The organism is Chryseobacterium sp. IHB B 17019 (assembly GCF_001456155.1).
In the GTDB taxonomy this organism is placed as follows: Bacteria; Bacteroidota; Bacteroidia; order Flavobacteriales; family Weeksellaceae; genus Chryseobacterium.
The window spans coordinates 2,719,291-2,735,810 of the sequence record NZ_CP013293.1 but is presented as its reverse complement, the minus strand read 5'-3'; the positions used below and the strand labels follow the sequence as shown (position 1 = coordinate 2,735,810).

15 protein-coding genes are annotated in these 16,520 nt (G+C 34.9%); 9 read left to right on the top strand and 6 right to left on the bottom strand.

What is annotated here, in order from left to right; all coding sequences use genetic code 11:
* The first annotated feature begins 37 nt into the window (after positions 1-37).
* Complete coding sequence (gene sucC, locus ATE47_RS12655) at positions 38-1,228, top strand: ADP-forming succinate--CoA ligase subunit beta (protein ID WP_062162313.1); 1,191 nt, start codon at positions 38-40, stop codon at positions 1,226-1,228.
* Between the two features lie 89 nt (positions 1,229-1,317).
* Positions 1,318-1,803, top strand: coding sequence for a hypothetical protein (locus tag ATE47_RS12650; RefSeq protein WP_062162312.1), 486 nt, complete (start codon positions 1,318-1,320; stop codon positions 1,801-1,803).
* Positions 1,804-1,863: 60 nt separating this feature from the next.
* On the opposite strand, the gene ATE47_RS12645 is transcribed toward ATE47_RS12650, so the two are convergent.
* Positions 1,864-2,745, bottom strand: a complete 882-nt coding sequence (locus ATE47_RS12645; RefSeq protein ID WP_062162311.1) for a mechanosensitive ion channel family protein — start codon at positions 2,743-2,745, stop codon at positions 1,864-1,866.
* Between the two features lie 98 nt (positions 2,746-2,843).
* Here ATE47_RS12645 and ATE47_RS12640 point away from each other — a divergent pair, with 98 nt between their 5' ends.
* Positions 2,844-3,479 (top strand): peroxiredoxin, encoded by a 636-nt coding sequence (locus ATE47_RS12640; protein WP_062162310.1) that lies wholly within the window; start codon positions 2,844-2,846, stop codon positions 3,477-3,479.
* A gap of 106 nt (positions 3,480-3,585) precedes the next feature.
* Here the strand turns inward: ATE47_RS12640 and ATE47_RS12635 are convergent, their stop codons facing one another.
* The 3 genes from ATE47_RS12635 to ATE47_RS12625 all read right to left on the bottom strand — a co-directional run bounded on the left by ATE47_RS12635 (position 3,586) and on the right by ATE47_RS12625 (position 7,126).
* Complete coding sequence (locus ATE47_RS12635; protein WP_062162309.1) at positions 3,586-4,176, bottom strand: hypothetical protein; 591 nt, start codon at positions 4,174-4,176, stop codon at positions 3,586-3,588.
* Between the two features lie 163 nt (positions 4,177-4,339).
* On the bottom strand, positions 4,340-4,855 hold the full coding sequence (locus tag ATE47_RS12630) for a hypothetical protein (RefSeq protein WP_062162308.1): 516 nt from the start codon (positions 4,853-4,855) through the stop codon (positions 4,340-4,342).
* A gap of 87 nt (positions 4,856-4,942) precedes the next feature.
* The gene (locus ATE47_RS12625) at positions 4,943-7,126 is read right to left on the bottom strand and encodes a TonB-dependent siderophore receptor (protein ID WP_062162307.1); all 2,184 of its coding nucleotides are present in this window, start codon (positions 7,124-7,126) and stop codon (positions 4,943-4,945) included.
* Between the two features lie 172 nt (positions 7,127-7,298).
* On the opposite strand from ATE47_RS12625, the gene ATE47_RS12620 reads away from it, so the two are divergent.
* Positions 7,299-8,354, top strand: coding sequence for a Gfo/Idh/MocA family oxidoreductase (locus ATE47_RS12620; protein WP_062162306.1), 1,056 nt, complete (start codon positions 7,299-7,301; stop codon positions 8,352-8,354).
* Between the two features lie 104 nt (positions 8,355-8,458).
* Here the strand turns inward: ATE47_RS12620 and ATE47_RS12615 are convergent, their stop codons facing one another.
* The gene (locus ATE47_RS12615) at positions 8,459-10,360 is read right to left on the bottom strand and encodes an ABC-F family ATP-binding cassette domain-containing protein (RefSeq protein WP_062162305.1); all 1,902 of its coding nucleotides are present in this window, start codon (positions 10,358-10,360) and stop codon (positions 8,459-8,461) included.
* 273 nt (positions 10,361-10,633) lie between these two features.
* On the opposite strand from ATE47_RS12615, the gene ATE47_RS12610 reads away from it, so the two are divergent.
* Positions 10,634-11,149, top strand: coding sequence for a DUF1761 domain-containing protein (locus tag ATE47_RS12610; protein WP_335338431.1), 516 nt, complete (start codon positions 10,634-10,636; stop codon positions 11,147-11,149).
* 45 nt (positions 11,150-11,194) lie between these two features.
* The gene (locus tag ATE47_RS12605; protein ID WP_062162303.1) at positions 11,195-12,328 is read left to right on the top strand and encodes a hypothetical protein; all 1,134 of its coding nucleotides are present in this window, start codon (positions 11,195-11,197) and stop codon (positions 12,326-12,328) included.
* 5 nt (positions 12,329-12,333) lie between these two features.
* On the opposite strand, the gene ATE47_RS12600 is transcribed toward ATE47_RS12605, so the two are convergent.
* Entirely contained in the window at positions 12,334-13,197 is an 864-nt protein-coding gene (locus tag ATE47_RS12600) for a glycoside hydrolase family 25 protein (RefSeq protein WP_082632596.1), read from the bottom strand.
* 65 nt (positions 13,198-13,262) lie between these two features.
* Here ATE47_RS12600 and ATE47_RS12595 point away from each other — a divergent pair, with 65 nt between their 5' ends.
* The 3 genes from ATE47_RS12595 to ATE47_RS12585 all read left to right on the top strand — a co-directional run bounded on the left by ATE47_RS12595 (position 13,263) and on the right by ATE47_RS12585 (position 16,516).
* Positions 13,263-14,525, top strand: coding sequence for an NAD(P)/FAD-dependent oxidoreductase (locus ATE47_RS12595; RefSeq protein ID WP_062162302.1), 1,263 nt, complete (start codon positions 13,263-13,265; stop codon positions 14,523-14,525).
* Positions 14,522-15,199, top strand: coding sequence for a tRNA (guanosine(37)-N1)-methyltransferase TrmD (gene trmD / locus ATE47_RS12590; RefSeq protein WP_062162301.1), 678 nt, complete (start codon positions 14,522-14,524; stop codon positions 15,197-15,199). The genes ATE47_RS12595 and trmD overlap by 4 nt, the downstream gene beginning before the upstream one ends.
* 372 nt (positions 15,200-15,571) lie before the next feature.
* Positions 15,572-16,516 (top strand): endonuclease/exonuclease/phosphatase family protein, encoded by a 945-nt coding sequence (locus ATE47_RS12585; RefSeq protein ID WP_062162300.1) that lies wholly within the window; start codon positions 15,572-15,574, stop codon positions 16,514-16,516.
* Positions 16,517-16,520 lie beyond the last annotated feature (4 nt).

The following is a 16,520-nucleotide window of genomic DNA, read 5'->3' as shown; positions in this document are numbered from 1 at the left end:
CAACCTTTAAATTTTAAAATAAAATAATAAAAATAATATGAATCTTCACGAGTATCAATCAAAAGAGATTTTATCAAAGTATGGAGTTGCTATCCAACGTGGTTTCGTAGCGAACAATGTAGAAGAAGCTGTAGCAGCTGCTGAAAAATTGACTGCTGAAACCGGAGCGCAGGCTTGGGTTGTAAAAGCACAAATTCACGCAGGTGGTCGTGGTAAAGGTGGTGGTGTAAAGTTCTCTCCAAACATGGATAAACTTAAAGAAAACGCTCAAAACATCATCGGAATGCAGTTGATAACTCCGCAAACTTCTGCTGAAGGTAAAAAAGTACACTCAGTTTTGGTTGCTGAAGATGTTTATTATCCTGGAGAGTCTGAAACTAAAGAATTTTATGTTTCTATTCTTTTAGACAGAGCTGAAGGTAAAAATACAATCGTATATTCTACTGAAGGTGGTATGGATATTGAGCACGTTGCTGAAGTAACGCCTCATTTAATCCACAATGAATTGATTGATCCTGCTTTGGGCCTTCAAGGTTTCCAGGCTAGAAAAATTGCTTTCAATTTAGGTCTTGAAGGAAATGCTTTCAAAGAATTCACAAAATTCATCACTTCTTTATATAACGCTTATACAGGAATTGACGCTTCTCTTTTCGAGATCAACCCTGTATTAAAGACTTCTGATAACAAGATTATCGCGGTAGATGCTAAAGTAACTTTGGATGGTAACTCATTGTTCCGTCACAAAGATCTTGAAGCGTTGAGAGATACAAGAGAAGAAGATCCTATGGATGTTGAAGCTGGTGAAGCTGGCCTTAACTTCGTAAAATTAGACGGTAACGTTGCTTGTATGGTAAACGGAGCTGGTCTTGCAATGGCAACAATGGATATCATCAAATTATCTGGTGGTAGCCCTGCAAACTTCCTTGACGTTGGTGGTACTGCTGATGCTCAGAGAGTTCAGACTGCTTTCGGAATCATCTTGAGAGATCCAAACGTAAAAGCTATTTTGATCAACATCTTCGGAGGTATCGTAAGATGTGACAGAGTTGCTCAGGGTGTTGTAGATGCTTACAAAGCGATGGGAAGCCTTCCTGTTCCGTTGATCGTAAGATTACAGGGAACTAACGCTGTAGAAGCTAAAAAATTAATTGACGAGTCAGGTCTTCCTGTACATTCTGCAATTACTTTGGAAGAAGCTGCAAACAAAGTAAAAGAAGTTTTAGCGTAAGACTAAAATTTTTATATAAATTAAAGAAACCGTTTCATTTTTGGAACGGTTTTTTCTTTTGTAGATTTAAAATATTTAAGTTAATACTTATGATGAAAAATATACAGATTCCGGAGCCCTGCTCAGAAAACTGGGATATGATGTCTCCACAGGAAAAAGGAAGGTTTTGCTCTGTCTGCAGCAAATGTGTTATAGATTTTACCGAAAAACAACCTCAGGAAATCCAAGAGATTATTGAGGAGAAAAAGGATGAGAGAATTTGTGGAAGGTTTTATGATCATCAATTAAATAAGATCGACAAATCCGAACAATTGAAAAATAAATTCTTTAAATATATTCCTTCAAATTTTCAGAATAATAGGATAACATTAACTGTTTTTTCTTTAATTCTGTTTTTAACGGGTTGTTCAAAACAAAAAGAAGAAGCCTGTACAACAACGACAGGTGTTGTAATGACTGATATCGAATTGGATACTCTTAATAAAAATTTTGTAATGGGTGAGCCTCTAATGCAGAATGACTCTATTGCAAAAATGCCTGAGAAAGACAGCTTAAAATCAAAGAGCAAAAAATAATTAAGTTTATTGCATTTTTAAACTAATATATAAACTCTAATTTCTAACTTCTATTTAAAATTAATCATGATTTTCATTGATTAAACTTTCACCATTCGTGATGCTGATGCTGGTTGGAGTAACCAATTGAATTTTATCCGAATCCAAGCGTTGTTTAATTTTTATCAAGGCTTCACTCTTAACCTTTACCATATTAGCATTTACATTCATCCAGAATTTTGCCTGTAAATTGAATGCCCCCTGCTTTAAATCTGTAAAAATAACTTCTGCCGTATCCAGTTTGTCTACGTTTTCTAAATTTTTAATTACTTCTAAAATTCCTATCTGAGCTTTAGCAACATCTTCATCTGCCGGAATTTCAAAGTTTAAAATAATTCTTCGTTGAGGTGATGCCGTGATATTAGAAAATGGAGCATTAAAGATAACTTGATTGGGAATGTATACTTTTTTGCCATCGTCACTAATAATTTTTGTCGTTAAAAAACCAATTTCCATAACGGTTCCGGAATTTGTTCCGATCATGATATAATCACCCACTTTAAATGCTTTGTCGATCCCGATTAGCATTCCCGAAAATATACTTGAAACCAGGTCTTTTAAAGCAACCCCGGCAATAACCCCTGCAACTCCTAAACTTCCGATAAACTTCCACAGAAAACCACTGAAACCCATAATTTCAAGGGCAATAAAAGTTCCCATCAGCATAATAATGAATCTGAAAACCCCAATTAAAGTAACCAGCGAACTTTCTTTTTTGCTTTTTGGGAAAAATTTATGAAAGAGTTTGACAGCAAATTGGCTTAAATATTTACTGGTAATAAGGAAAAACGAGAAGACAAGAATCCCTACAACAAGTTTTGGTGTAAGCTCGGCAAATTTTAAATACCAGTTTTCCAATACATTATAAACAACATCAATATAGCTTAGACCATTTTTTTGCATAGAGTGAAATATTTTACTTTAAAGATAAAAAAAATCAACAAAAATTTTGCCAGTTTCAAAAAGTCTACTAAATTTGTAGACTATTAAAACGAAATATTATGTCAATTAAACTAGGAGATACAGCACCAAACTTTCAGGCAGAATCATCTGCAGGAGACATTGATTTTTATAATTATTTAGGAGATTCCTGGGGAATTTTGTTTTCTCATCCGGCAGATTATACTCCGGTTTGTACTACAGAACTGGGTTATACTTCAAAATTAAAACAAGAATTTGAGAAAAGGGGAACAAAAGTAATTGCCTTAAGTGTAGATGGAGTAGAGGATCATCAAAATTGGATTAAGGATATTAACGAAACTCAAAACACTGATGTACAATTTCCTATCATAGCAGATAAAGACAGGAAAATATCAGAGTTATATGATTTTATCCATCCGAATGCTTCGGCAACGGCGACAGTTCGTTCTTTGTTAATTCTTGATCCTGAAAAAAAAGTAAGGTTAATTATCACTTATCCCGCCTCAACCGGAAGAAATTTCAATGAAATAATAAGAGTGCTGGATTCTTTACAGTTAGTTGATTCACATAAGGTGGCAACACCTGTAAACTGGAAAAATGGGGACGATGTGATTGTTCCGCCGGCTATTTCTACAGAAGAAGCCAGAAAAATTTTCCCGAAAGGAGTTACAGAAATAAAGCCGTATCTGAGATATACGCCTCAACCTAATACATGATTTATTTGATTTTTTATAGTTTAGTTTTAATTTGTAGAAAAGCGCCACAGAAGTTCTGAGGCGCTTTCAATTTATACGTGTGTATATGTATATGTGAAGTGATTGCTTATTTTACATCATTCACCACTTGTTTTGCTTTTGAAGTCGGGATATAAATACTGAATCCAACATTAAAGGTAATATTAGATGTAAGGCCTTCATTACCAAATCCTGTAACTCCGGTATATTTCACTAATCCCTCAAGTCCGATATTTGGTGTAATAAAGTAAGAATATCCAGGGCCTACTCCGAAATCTAATCCTGTTGTAGAAGTTCCTCCTTTTGTAGACTGTCCTCCAACACCTAGATTTCCTTCGAAGAACCATCTACCGTGATTCAATAAGTTGTCAACACCCTGCTCTCCCGGAGATAGATAATAACGTCCTAAACCTCCTACTGCATACGTAAATCTTGTCCCTGAATCCTTGGATACTTTTTCAGTTCCTAATGTTACATATCCACCTACAGCTAAGTTGTCTTTAATAAAATATGCACCTTTAGGCTGTAATGCGATGCTATATCCTGCGTCTGTGTTCAAACCAAATTTACTTGATAAAAGGCTACTACCAACCATCCAGTTTCCTTGTTGGATTTGAGCATTCATAGTAGTAGTTAAACCTGCTGCTGCGAATATTCCAGTTAAAATTAGTTTTTTCATAATTTATTATTTTTAATAATTAATGTTTATCATTTGTAAAGCAGATGCAGAACAAGAAATGTGCCATTCTAGTCAATGAATGGTGAATTGTTATGAAAAAAAATCTTTCCTTAAAAACGGTTTTTTCTTTAATTTTTAAAATGTAATTAAAAATATTTTGTTATTAAATAAATATCAAAATAATTGAAACTATAAGACCAGCAATGGTGAAAATTATTCCGCGCTTAAAAGCTTTCGTTTTGGGGTTAAACATCCAAAAACTTGAGATGACAAAAAAGAATAATGATACGCCAAAAAAGGTATTTAATGGTGAAAGTGTATCTTTTGATTGTGCTTTGTGCAGTTTTGTCATTTTATCCAATACAAACGGAAGCTCTTTTTTTGAGTATTTTGCCTGTCCGGTGGAAGCATCATATGTTCCTTGTTTGAATTTTAAAACTGTTCCTTCTGTTTTTTCAACTTCAAGGTTTTTTATTTTTAATTCTTTTCCTAATTCCTTTTCAGAAAGGTTTTTATCGATTACTTTATCATAATTTTTTTCCTTCTTTAAAAAATCTGTATCCCTGTAAACAAGCAAAATACCACTTACCGAATACACAGCCATAATTCCTGCAAGAAAGTACCCCAAATAACGGTGCACAATTCTCATAAAACTCCTTGTGTTCTTGATTTTATCCATATCTTATTGTTTGTTTTTTAAAGGTTCAAAAGTGGAAACTGACAATGCAATTTCCACTTTTATGAAGAACTAATTTAATATTAATCGTTAAAGTTTATACGTCAATGTGAAGTAATAGTTTCTCGGTGTAATAGGGTTTACAGAATAGTTTTCATGAACATTGTAATTCACAACATCAAATAAGTTTCCTACTTTTCCTTGAATCATGAATTTTTTCCATTCGTAACCTAGACTGAAATCAACTGTTGTAAATCCTTCAACATCAATCATTCTAGTGACTTGTGGCTGATTTTTTACATCATTCCATCCTGCTTTCCTGTCTCCTGTATAGAACACTGTTGCCCCAATTTTTAATCCTTTAGCAAAACTTTTAAATGTATAGAAAGCAGAAGCATTGGCTGTTACGGCTGGTGTTCTTACCAATCTTTGCTCTTCCAGAAAACCATTGTCCGGAGTTTTTGTATAAACAGCATTGTTGTATGATACTCCACCAATTAATGATAGGTTTGTAAGCGGATTTCCTGTGATATCTAATTCTACTCCTCGGCTTCTAATGTTACCGGCATACACTCTGTATAATGCGACAGCTCCGGTTTGTGTATAAGGTGCTGTGTATGTATCTCTGTTGTTAATCTGATATGCAGTTAAGTTTACCGCAACAGCATTATTCCATAAATTTTTCTTTATTCCTATTTCATATTGATCAACTGTAGAGGCTTCCAGAGCAAATCCTTCTTGATCAAACCCTGTGTTCGGAACAAATGAATTGGTGTAAGTTGCGAAAACAGATAGGTTTTCGTTAGGATTATAAATTAAGCCAACTTTTGGAGAGAAAGCAGTTTCTTTTGTTCCGCTGTTTGCTGTGGGAATTGTTTCATTTGTTGCAAAATTCTTTACTCTGGTATCATCATTTTGGATACTTGACCAGCGAATTCCTGCAAGAACCTTAAATTCCTTTGTTAAACTAATTAAATCTTGAGCATAGAAACCATATCTTTTTGTCTTAATTCTGTTTCTTGATGTTCTGCTTGTGTTAGGCATTGGGCTTTCGTTCGTCCAGGTCGAAGGATCGTTTAAATATAATACAACCGGAGTGTTTGCATCAATCTTATAATTATAAGTGTCTGCCTGTCCGATATCTCCGTCTGTTCCGAATAAAACTTTGTGATTTAAGCTTCCCGTATTAAATTCTCCATTTAAATTAATCTGTAATGAAGTATAATTTTGTTCAGTATAATTCCTTCCTAATGGTCTAGTCCAGCTTGGATTCAAATTATTGTTTTTGGAATTATAAACCCACTGAACTCTTTCTGTAGAAAAATAATCTTTCGTGTAATTTTGGTATGCAGCTACTGCATTTAAAGACCAATTGTTATTAAACTTATGATTTAAAATAACATCAGTTGTAGCCTGTTGATTGGTTTGATATTGCCAATTTGTTCCAAGGAATTGCTCTCTGTCGATTTCAGTTGCAAGTCTTGAAATTCCTGTTGCATTATCAACAACACTTCCGATTCCGAAATCCGGGGTGAATGTGTGGTATAAGTAATCTCCTTCAACAATTAGCTGAGTGTTTTCGCTAAGATTAAATGCAAAAGAAGGGTTGAAGTAATTCTTTTTCGATTCTACTAAACCTCTGAAACTTTCAGCATATTCATATGCACCGTTTACTCTAAATGCAATATTTTTTGATAACGGTCCATAAATATCTACTGTCGGTTTATATGAATTCCAGCTCCCGGCACTAAAACCTACTGCACCTCCGAACTCGAACTTCGGTTTTTTGGTAATTAAATTAACAATTCCACCTGGACCAACATTTCCGTATAACATTGCGTTAGCTCCTTTTAAAACTTCAACTCTTTCCAAACCTGATACTTCTGGAAATACACCGCTGTTTACTTTTGCTCCGTTTTTGAAAATATTATCATTTCCGAAAGTGAAGCCACGCCCTCCAAAACTATCCTGGGAACCGCCTCTTGCAGAAGTTAAGTAAATACCATTTACATTTTTAATGACATCACTCAGCTGCTTTGCCTGTTGCTGCTCAATCACTTCGTGAGTTACAATAGCTATTGGCTGAGGGTTTTCCATTACCGTAAGATTCGATTTTGTAGACAGTGTTCTGGCTTTATTCGGGTTTCCGGTTTTATGGAGATTTACATCTTCAATGGTTTGGATTCTGATGGTATCAGCTTCAGCATTTTTCAATTGTGCACCTAGAGATACAGCTGTGAATAATAATCCCAATGTAACTAGCTGTTTTTTCATTATAGTTTATTGTTATTTAGAGTGATTTTAAATAAAGCACAAAAGTATATCATTATTTAGAATTAATAAAAATTATTAAGTGACATTTATCATTTATCAGCGATTTTAAAATTCAAGATAATTTTGATGAAGGAATTATTGTTTTATAAATATCTTTGTTAAAAATATTAGTATGCAATTGGTAAAAGTAGGACTGTGTGCATTCGGGATGAGCGGAAAAATTTTTCACGCACCGTTTTTAAAGGAACATCCGGGATTTTTTATGGCTGCAGTTGTAGAAAGAAGTAAGGAAGACTCGAAGGAAAAGTATCCGGATGCTGTTATTTACCGTTCGGTAGAAGAAATGCTGGAAAGTGCAGATATTGAATTGGTTGTGGTGAATACTCCGGTTCAGACCCACTTTGAATATACTAAAAAAGCTCTGGAAGCAGGGAAGAATGTAATAGTAGAAAAGCCGTTTACCGTAAATCTTGCCGAAGCTGAAGAATTATCAAGACTAGCCGAAGAGAAAGGCTTGTTTTTGAGTGTCTATCAAAATAGAAGATTCGACCGCGATTATCTTCAGGTGCAGAAAATTATTAATGAAGGAAAATTAGGAAATATCAAGGAAGTTGAAATCCGTTTCGATAGGTTCCGGACACAGCCCAGCGGAAAAGCTCATAAAGAAAATCCTGATGCTGTAGGATCCGGGTCGCTTCACGATTTGGGATCACATTTGGTAGATCAGGGGGTGCAGTATTTCGGTTTTCCAGAAAAACTTTTCGCCGATATTTTTTCAATGAAAGGAAAAGAATTTGCTAATGATTATTTTGAAATTATTTTATTCTATCAAAATGATTTAAGATTAAGGTTAAAATCTTCTGTTTTCAGTAAAGAAGCGCATTATGCCTATATTATTCACGGCGACAGAGGAAGTTTTTTACAGGAAAGAACCGATAATCAGGAAAATGAACTGGCTTCAGGAGTAATTCCTGAATACGGAAAAGACTGGACACAGCCATTACAAGAACCCGATGGAATCCTAAATTTTTTAAACGAAAATCAAGAAACGGAAAGAATTTATACATCCAGCGACCCTGGAAACTATATGAATTATTATCAACAGATTTATGAATTCATCGTTTTCGGATATGCCTTACCTTCACCCGCCGACGAAATTATTAAGAATATGAAAATTATTGACGCGGCGATGTTGAGTGCTAGAGAAGGGAGAGTTGTAGAGTTATAGTGTTCTAGAGTGAAGAGTTTTAGAGTTATAGATTAGGAGAGTTTTACAATTAAGTTTATCCCTCAAACCCTATAACTCTAAAGCCCTCATACTCTCCAGCACAATTACCCTTCCCCTAAAATCTCCTGCAATTCCAGCCATCTCATTTCATGGTTTTCCAGTTTTCCGGAGATTGTTTCCAGATCTGCAGAAAGTGTTGAGATTTTCTCGTAATCAGCTTCGTTATTAAGTTGATCAAGAATTTTAGCACGTTGTTCTTCGAGTTGAGGAATTTCTTTTTCGATGGTTTCTAATTCTTTTTGTTCCTTAAAAGAAAGCTTTTTCTTTTTAACCGAATTTTGTGGAACATTCGCAGCCTGAGCAGCTTCTTTGGCAGGTTCAGACTTCTGATTTGAAGATTTACCCGAAGATTCTTCACGGCTTTTGGCTTCACGGTACTCAGAGAAATTACCTACAAAATCCTTGATTTTTCCATCACCTTCAAATGCTAAAATATGGTCAACAATTCTGTCCATAAAGTATCTGTCGTGAGAAACGATGATTAAAGAGCCTTGAAACTGTTGCAAGAAGTTTTCAAGAACCGTTAAAGTTGGTAAATCCAAATCATTCGTGGGTTCATCAAAAATCAGGAAATTCGGATTTTGATATAATATATACATGAGATGCAGTCTTCTTTTTTCACCACCCGAAAGTTTTGCAATCGGGGAGTACTGCGTCTGGTCATCAAACAGGAATAATCTTAAAAACTGCGATGCAGAAAGACTTTTTCCATTGGCCAGAGGGTAATATTCTGCAACTTCTTTTATAAAATCAATGACTCTCTCATTTTCTTTATATTGCAGTCCTTTTTGCGAAAAATATCCGAAATGAATTGTTTCTCCGGTTTCAATCTCACCATTATCCGCTTTTTCAAATCCTTGAATAATATTTAAAAGGGTAGATTTCCCCACACCGTTTTTTCCTACAATTCCTACTTTTTCACCTCTTTGAAACTGGTAGCTGAAATCTTTCAGTAAAACTTTATTTCCAAAACTTTTGTCGATGTTTTTAAGTTCAAGAATTTTATTTCCCAATCTTTTCATTTCAAAATCCAATTCCAAACCATCCTTTCTGGTATCGGTTTTGGCAACTTTTTCCGTTTCGTAGAAAGAATCTATCCTCGATTTTGATTTTGTGGTTCTGGCTTTCGGCTGTCTCCTCATCCACTCCAGCTCTTTTCTGTAAAGGTTGTTGGCTTTGTCGATGGTAGCGTTCAGATTATCCTCGCGGATCATTTTATTTTCCAGATACGTTGCATAAGAACCGTTGTGGACGTAAAGATTCTTATCTTCCATTTCCCAGATTATATCACAAACACTGTCAAGAAAATATCTGTCGTGGGTTACCAGTAATAACGTAATTTTAGCTTTACTCAAATAATTTTCCAGCCATTCTACCATTTCTACATCGAGGTGGTTGGTCGGCTCATCCATTATTAATAAGGTATGACGATGTTCCGCTCTGGTTTCTGTTAATAATTTTGCCAAGGCAACACGTTTGATCTGCCCTCCGGAAAGAGTTCCCATTTTGGCTTCCAGATCTGTTATTTTAAGCTGGGAAAGAATCTGTTTCATTTCATTTTCCAGATCCCATGCTTTATGGGCTTCCATGTCTATCAGAGCTTTTTCTATGAAATCGTTGTCTGTGGATTGAAGCGACTTATGATAATTTTTCAACGCTAAAATAGGTTCAGAATCCAGAGTCATCATAAATTCGTCAATGGTAAGATTAGGATCAAAGTCAATTTCCTGATCAAACAAAACTACTTGGATATCTTTACTGATATTTACTGTTCCGCTGTCGGCAACCTCCTTTCCCATCAGGATTTTCAGAAGGGTGGACTTTCCGCTTCCGTTTTTAGCTACAATGGCTATTTTATCGCCTTCATTGACGTGAAAAGAGATGTTTTCAAACAAAACTTTGATGCCATAGGATTTGGTAAGGTTTTCAACAGAAACGTAATTCATTGGAATGTAATAGTTTAATTTAAGAGCTTAAATAAAGCCGCAAAAGTACGAAAATGTAATAAGAAAAAATTGTGATAACTCTTTATGAGCTGTTATCTTGTTCTATTTTTAATTTAAAATTATAGTTAAATGGATTGTTGTTTTAAATTATTATTCATTAAATAGTATTTTCTTTAATATATTTTAATTTAAAATGATAAATTTTTGAATATAATGTATTTTGTATTGTTTTTTAATGTAGCTTTATATAAGATTATTTAAAAATTAAAAACTATGATGCAAATTAACTATTGGGCTATTCTCGTAGCCGCTTTAATTCCCCTTATTATGGGTTTTATCTGGTATCATCCAAAGGTTTTCGGAACAGTATGGATGAAAGAAGTGGGATTAACGGAAGAACAAATGAAAGGGCAGATGTTTGGAGTCTTTATTTTTTCTATTATTTTATCGGCTCTTATTGCCTTTTTCCTACAAATGGTCACTATACACCAGTTTGGAGCGATGGGAATGATCGGGGGTGATGAAATGAACGCGAAAGAATCCTATGCCGCTTTTATGAAAGACTACGGAATGGCATACAGATCATTTGGCCATGGAGCGTTACACTCGTTTATGGCGGGAGTTTTCTTCGTTTTTCCTATGATAGCGATCAATGCAATGTTTGAAAGAAAATCTTGGAAATACACCATAATCAATACTGCTTACTGGACGATTACAATTACCATTATGGGCGGAATCATCTGTGGATGGTATACTGCGGATGGTTTTTACTGGGTGACTCAAAAATAATTTTAACGGTTTAAAAGATAAGGCTACCTTTGTGTGGCCTTTTTTATGTCTTATAATTTAAAAATATACAAAGCTGTTTCTGATTTACCTGAAAGTTGGAATACCGTGATCGGGGATCACAATATTATGCTTTCAAAAGAATATTTTCAGGTCTTGGAAGCTTCCAGGCCCCGGAATATGGAATGTTATTTCGTGGGATATTTTCAGAATAATTTACTGATCGGGGGTATTTTATTTCAGTATCTGAATTTTCAGTATCATTCTGCTTTTCAGAAAGATCAGGTTTGGTGCAGCATCAGGAATTTTATGGCTAGACAGCTCAATAAGGATGTCATGATTCTCGGGAATAATATGTTGACGGGGCAGAATGGATTTTATTTTGATGCTTCCAAAATTACTTTACAACAATTTATCCCGGTTTTGGATGAAGCGGTTCTCAAAATTCAGAAAGAAATCAGGAAAACAGATTTGATTATTTATAAAGATTACCAATCCAATTTTGTTAATTATTTTCAGGAAAAGGCTCATGAAAAATTTTTCAGGTTTTCCGTACAGCCGACAATGATTTTGAAAATAAGAGATTCCTGGTCTGTTTTTAATGATTATGTTAATGATTTTTCCACTAAATACAGGACAAGGGCAAAAACTGCGAGGAAAAAGCTCAATGGCGTTGAAAAATTTGAATTAGATCTTGATGCAATAAAAAATAGGCAGCCGGAAATAAGCCTTCTCTATCAGAATGTTGCTGAAAATGCACCTTTCAATACTTTTTTTCTCACAGATAATCATTTTGAGGAAATGAAGAAAAACCTGAAGGAAAATTTCAAAGTCTTTGGATATTTTTCAAACCAGAAGTTAATTGGATTTTATACTTTAATCCTCAATAATACAGATGTAGATACCTATTTTTTAGGCTATGATAAAGATCTTCAGAAAGAAAAACAGCTGTATCTGAACATGCTGTTGGATATGGTGGACTTTTCAATCATTCATCAATTTAGAAGAATAATTTTCGGAAGGACAGCTTTAGAAATAAAATCTACGATTGGGGCAGAACCCGTGGAAATTTTTGGACTTATCAAACACAAAAATCCTGTAGCCAATCATTTTATAGAACAGATTTTTTCTTCATTAAATCCTAAAAAAGAATGGATTCAGCGAAAACCTTTTAAAGAATAACTGAGTTAATCCAGCGTCAGCCTTTTTAATGACCACGAACTGCCATTGTAGATATTCAGATCCACTTTGGTATTAATTCCGTAAACAATACCATTTTCCGTGAATTGCCAGAAATCCCAGCCGTCATCCGGTGATGGAGTGGGGACGTCATTGTAATTAGCCAGCCAAAGCGGATAGTCATTAAATTCATCTTTCAAAAAATCCTTATAATAATGATAATAAGTATAAATAATAGGCTTTTCACCATACGTTTCCTCCACAATTCTGCACCATACCTTGAGATCTTCAATTAGCTTTTGGTTGGTTTTCCGTTTCGGGATTTTCTCAATATCAAGAATCGGCGGCAGGTCTCCACTTTCCAGTTTTACATTTTCCAGAAAGTTATTGGCCTGAATTACAGGGTCTTCATCCGCGCGGTAAAAATGATACGCTCCACGAATCAGGTTGTGCTTTTTTGCCTGCGTCCAGAATTCATTGAAATGTTTATCTGCACTGCGGTTTCCCATTGTTGCCCTCATCACCACAAATTCCAGCGGGATCGTTTTATTCCCGATACTTAAGCTGTCCCAGCTTATATCTTCTCGGTTCTGGTAATGGGAAATATCGAATCCATACGTTTTATCGAGGTTATTCGACAGGATTTTTTGAATTCTTAAGGCTTCAATCTCTGAGTTACGAAGCTTTTTATGTTTAAATTTATTAAAATACAGCGCATAGTAATAGCTTACGGATTGTCTCAGGTATAAACCCGTTCCGATCAAAGCAATTATCAAAAATATCAATACCACTTTCCGGCGGAAAAAATAGGTCTTCCGGCGGTTTTGATGAATCTTTTTGGCGGTCTTTTTGCTGTACTTTTTAGGTGTCATAAAGTTTTGCAAAACTAACTTTTTTCACTGCTAAATGCTAAATAAAATCAGTAAATTTGTGTACTATGGAAACACGCGAAAAAATCATCATCATAGGCGGAGGTTTTGCGGGACTGCAACTTGCAAAAATGTTGAACAACAAAAATAAAAAAGTAATTGTTCTGGATCGGGTAAACCATCACATGTTTCAGCCGCTTTTCTATCAGGTCGCGTGTGGGAGGATTGAGCCTTCCAATATTTCTTTTCCGTTCAGGAAAATTTTTCAACGTTCCAGAAATACACAGTTTCGTATGACGGAAGTGAAAGAAATTGATACGGTAAACAACAAGGTCATTACGGATGAAGCAGATTTCAGCTATGATAAACTTGTTATTGCAACTGGCTGTAAAACCAATTTCTTCGGCAACAAAGATCTCGAGGGAAGAGCCTTCGGAATGAAAAATACCCAGGAAGCGATCGAGATCAGGAATCATGTTTTAATGACTTTTGAAAAGCTGATTATCGAAAAAAGCAGGAGCGACGACGGAAACTGGAATATCGTAATCGTTGGAAGCGGGCCAACCGGAGTAGAATTAGCCGGAGCTTTCGCCGAAATGAAAAAAGAAATTCTTCCGAGAGATTACCCTTACATGAACTTTGATCATCTTAAAATTATTCTTGTAAGCTCTACGGAGAAACCCCTGGCTGTGATGAGCCCGGAAGCTCAGGAAAAATCTGAAAAATATTTAAAGGATTTAGGCGTGACTTTCCTTAGTCAGGAATATGTAACGGATTATGATGGGGATAAGGTTTTCATGAAAAGCGGAAAAACCATTCCTTCCAATAATGTCATCTGGGCAGCCGGAGTTACGGGGAATGTTGTGAATGGTTTTCCTGCAGAAAATTTAATGAAGAACAGATATATAGTAGACAGATATAATAAAGTAAAAGGCTATAGCAATGTTTTTGCAATTGGAGATATCGCCTATATGGAAACTCCGAAATATCCGCAGGGTCACCCGCAGGTTGCCAACGTAGCCATTAATCAGGCGAAGAATTTAGGAAGAAATTTATTAAAGAAAAACGCCGGTGACTGGGCAGAATATGAATATGATGACAAGGGATCACTGGCAACCATCGGAAAGCACAGAGCGGTTGTAGATTTACCGTTTATAAAATTCCAGGGATTTTTAGCATGGTATTTCTGGATGTTTTTACATTTAATGTTGATTTTGAGTGTAAGAAATAAACTTGCCGTATTCTTCAATTGGATGTGGAGCTATTTTAATAAAGACTCTTCCTTAAGATTAATAATTTTGCCAAATAAGAAAAATAAAACAGAACAATGAGAATTGACATTATAAGCGTACTTCCGGAATTGATGGAAAGCCCCTTCAAAACTTCCATTTTGAAAAGGGCGATGGATAAAGGTCTGGCAGAAGTACATTTTCATCATTTAAGAGATTGGGCAATCAACAAACATAGACAAATTGACGATGAGCCGTATGGAGGCGGAGCGGGAATGGTGATGATGGTAGAGCCTTTGGATAAGTGTATTTCTGAGCTTAAATCCCAAAGAGAATATGATGAGGTAATCTACCTTACTCCGGATGGAGTTACCTTAAATCAGAAAATTGCAAATACACTTTCTATTAAAAAAAATCTCATCTTTTTATGCGGACATTACAAAGGTATTGATCAACGTGTAAGAGATCTTCATATTACCAGGGAAATTTCTATCGGCGATTACGTTCTTACCGGTGGTGAGCTGGCTGCATGCGTTTTAGCCGATTCTATCATACGTCTGCTTCCCGGAGTTTTGAATGACGAGCAAAGTGCGCTTACAGACAGTTTTCAGGATGATCTTCTTTCGCCACCTATTTATACAAGGCCGGAAGTCTACAAAGGATTGGAGGTTCCTAAAATTCTTCTAAGCGGTAATTTCGGGAAAATTGAAGAATGGCGTCACGATGAAGCCGTAAGAATTACCAAAGAAAAGCGCCCTGATTTATTAGGAAATTAGTAGCTTTTTTTTGGTAATCAAGAAAAATTTTTCACTTTTTAAACGAATAAATTCAAAAATGGAATAATAATTGCTTAATTTGGGATTGTAATTAAAATTTAACTTAAAATTCATTAAAGTAAATTATATTTATTCTAATAAAATTAAGTTATATATATCATTTTTATTTTGATTTGATGGATGATTTAAGATGATGGTTAAAATTTTTAATCAATGTTGATGATTTAATTATTATTTTTAATTAAATAAAACGTATTTAAATACAAAATTAACGTGAAAAATTTAAAAAATAATTAATGATGTATTAAAAAAAATAATAAATTTACATCAGGATTCAGATATAAATTATAATGAATTTAGAATTGCGTGTTAATGGAGCTGTTCAGTTTTTATAACGTTGAAAATTTATTTTTACCGGACCCAAAACCAAAACATAAATTAGACCCTACAATATCGGGACTTAGGAATTGGGACGAGAGAAAATATCAGAACAAGCTTTTCAAGATATCACACGTTTTTCAGCTGATGAAGGAGGAAAATGGTGTATTGCCATTTATGATCGGTCTATCCGAGGTTTCCGGAAGGAAAGTTTTGGAAGATCTGGTGAAGTTGGAACCTTTTAATGAAGAATATGGGATTGTACATTACAATTCTATGGACGAAAGAAAGGTAGATGTAGCATTATTATATGATAAAAATAAAGTTGAGGTGATAGACTCAGAAACTATTACTTTCTTCTTTGAAATATTAAAAAAAAACACAGGAAACTACGACACAACAAGGGATGTACTTTATTCAAAAGTGAGATATAAAGGAGAAATTGTTAATGTTTTTATCGCCCATCTTCCCTCTAAGCGCGAAAAAGATATTAATAAGCCGAAAAGAGCCTTTATATTGAACGAAATCCGGGGGCGGATTTTGAATATTGTGAATGAAGAGAAAGAGCATGTGATTTTGTGTGGTGATTTTAACGAGAACCCGGATGATGAAAATTTAGTAAAAATTCTCTATGACGACGTGCATGGAAAGGTGTTGGAAAACCCTTTTCAACAGTTGTTTTCCACAAGAAATTATTCTACTTTTCATTATAAGTCTGGACTGTTGTTTGACCAGATCTTATTATCGAAGTCTTTTTTCGACGATAATACAGCTCTGTCATTTCAGGAAGCGAATATATTCAAATCTGAAAAAATCAGCAGTAGAGACAGGAAATTTGAAGGCAGACCCTTCCGAACTTATGCAGGTACGCGTTATTTGGGAGGATACAGTGATCACTTTCCAGTTTTCGTGAAACTTAAAGGTTTAAACACAACGTAAAAAC

What these genes read in the sequence shown, in the direction of transcription:
- ATE47_RS12605 (WP_062162303.1), top strand. Translation starts at nt 11,195, where the DNA reads ATGTCTTATAATTTAAAAATATACAAAGCTGTTTCTGATTTACCTGAA.
- ATE47_RS12620 (WP_062162306.1), top strand. Translation starts at nt 7,299, where the DNA reads ATGCAATTGGTAAAAGTAGGACTGTGTGCATTCGGGATGAGCGGAAAA.
- ATE47_RS12615 (WP_062162305.1), bottom strand. Translation starts at nt 10,360, where the DNA reads ATGAATTACGTTTCTGTTGAAAACCTTACCAAATCCTATGGCATCAAA.
- trmD (WP_062162301.1), top strand. Translation starts at nt 14,522, where the DNA reads ATGAGAATTGACATTATAAGCGTACTTCCGGAATTGATGGAAAGCCCC.
- ATE47_RS12600 (WP_082632596.1), bottom strand. Translation starts at nt 13,197, where the DNA reads ATGACACCTAAAAAGTACAGCAAAAAGACCGCCAAAAAGATTCATCAA.
- ATE47_RS12640 (WP_062162310.1), top strand. Translation starts at nt 2,844, where the DNA reads ATGTCAATTAAACTAGGAGATACAGCACCAAACTTTCAGGCAGAATCA.
- ATE47_RS12645 (WP_062162311.1), bottom strand. Translation starts at nt 2,745, where the DNA reads ATGCAAAAAAATGGTCTAAGCTATATTGATGTTGTTTATAATGTATTG.
- ATE47_RS12635 (WP_062162309.1), bottom strand. Translation starts at nt 4,176, where the DNA reads ATGAAAAAACTAATTTTAACTGGAATATTCGCAGCAGCAGGTTTAACT.
- ATE47_RS12630 (WP_062162308.1), bottom strand. Translation starts at nt 4,855, where the DNA reads ATGGATAAAATCAAGAACACAAGGAGTTTTATGAGAATTGTGCACCGT.
- ATE47_RS12585 (WP_062162300.1), top strand. Translation starts at nt 15,572, where the DNA reads ATGGAGCTGTTCAGTTTTTATAACGTTGAAAATTTATTTTTACCGGAC.
- ATE47_RS12610 (WP_335338431.1), top strand. Translation starts at nt 10,634, where the DNA reads ATGATGCAAATTAACTATTGGGCTATTCTCGTAGCCGCTTTAATTCCC.
- ATE47_RS12625 (WP_062162307.1), bottom strand. Translation starts at nt 7,126, where the DNA reads ATGAAAAAACAGCTAGTTACATTGGGATTATTATTCACAGCTGTATCT.
- sucC (WP_062162313.1), top strand. Translation starts at nt 38, where the DNA reads ATGAATCTTCACGAGTATCAATCAAAAGAGATTTTATCAAAGTATGGA.
- ATE47_RS12650 (WP_062162312.1), top strand. Translation starts at nt 1,318, where the DNA reads ATGATGAAAAATATACAGATTCCGGAGCCCTGCTCAGAAAACTGGGAT.
- ATE47_RS12595 (WP_062162302.1), top strand. Translation starts at nt 13,263, where the DNA reads ATGGAAACACGCGAAAAAATCATCATCATAGGCGGAGGTTTTGCGGGA.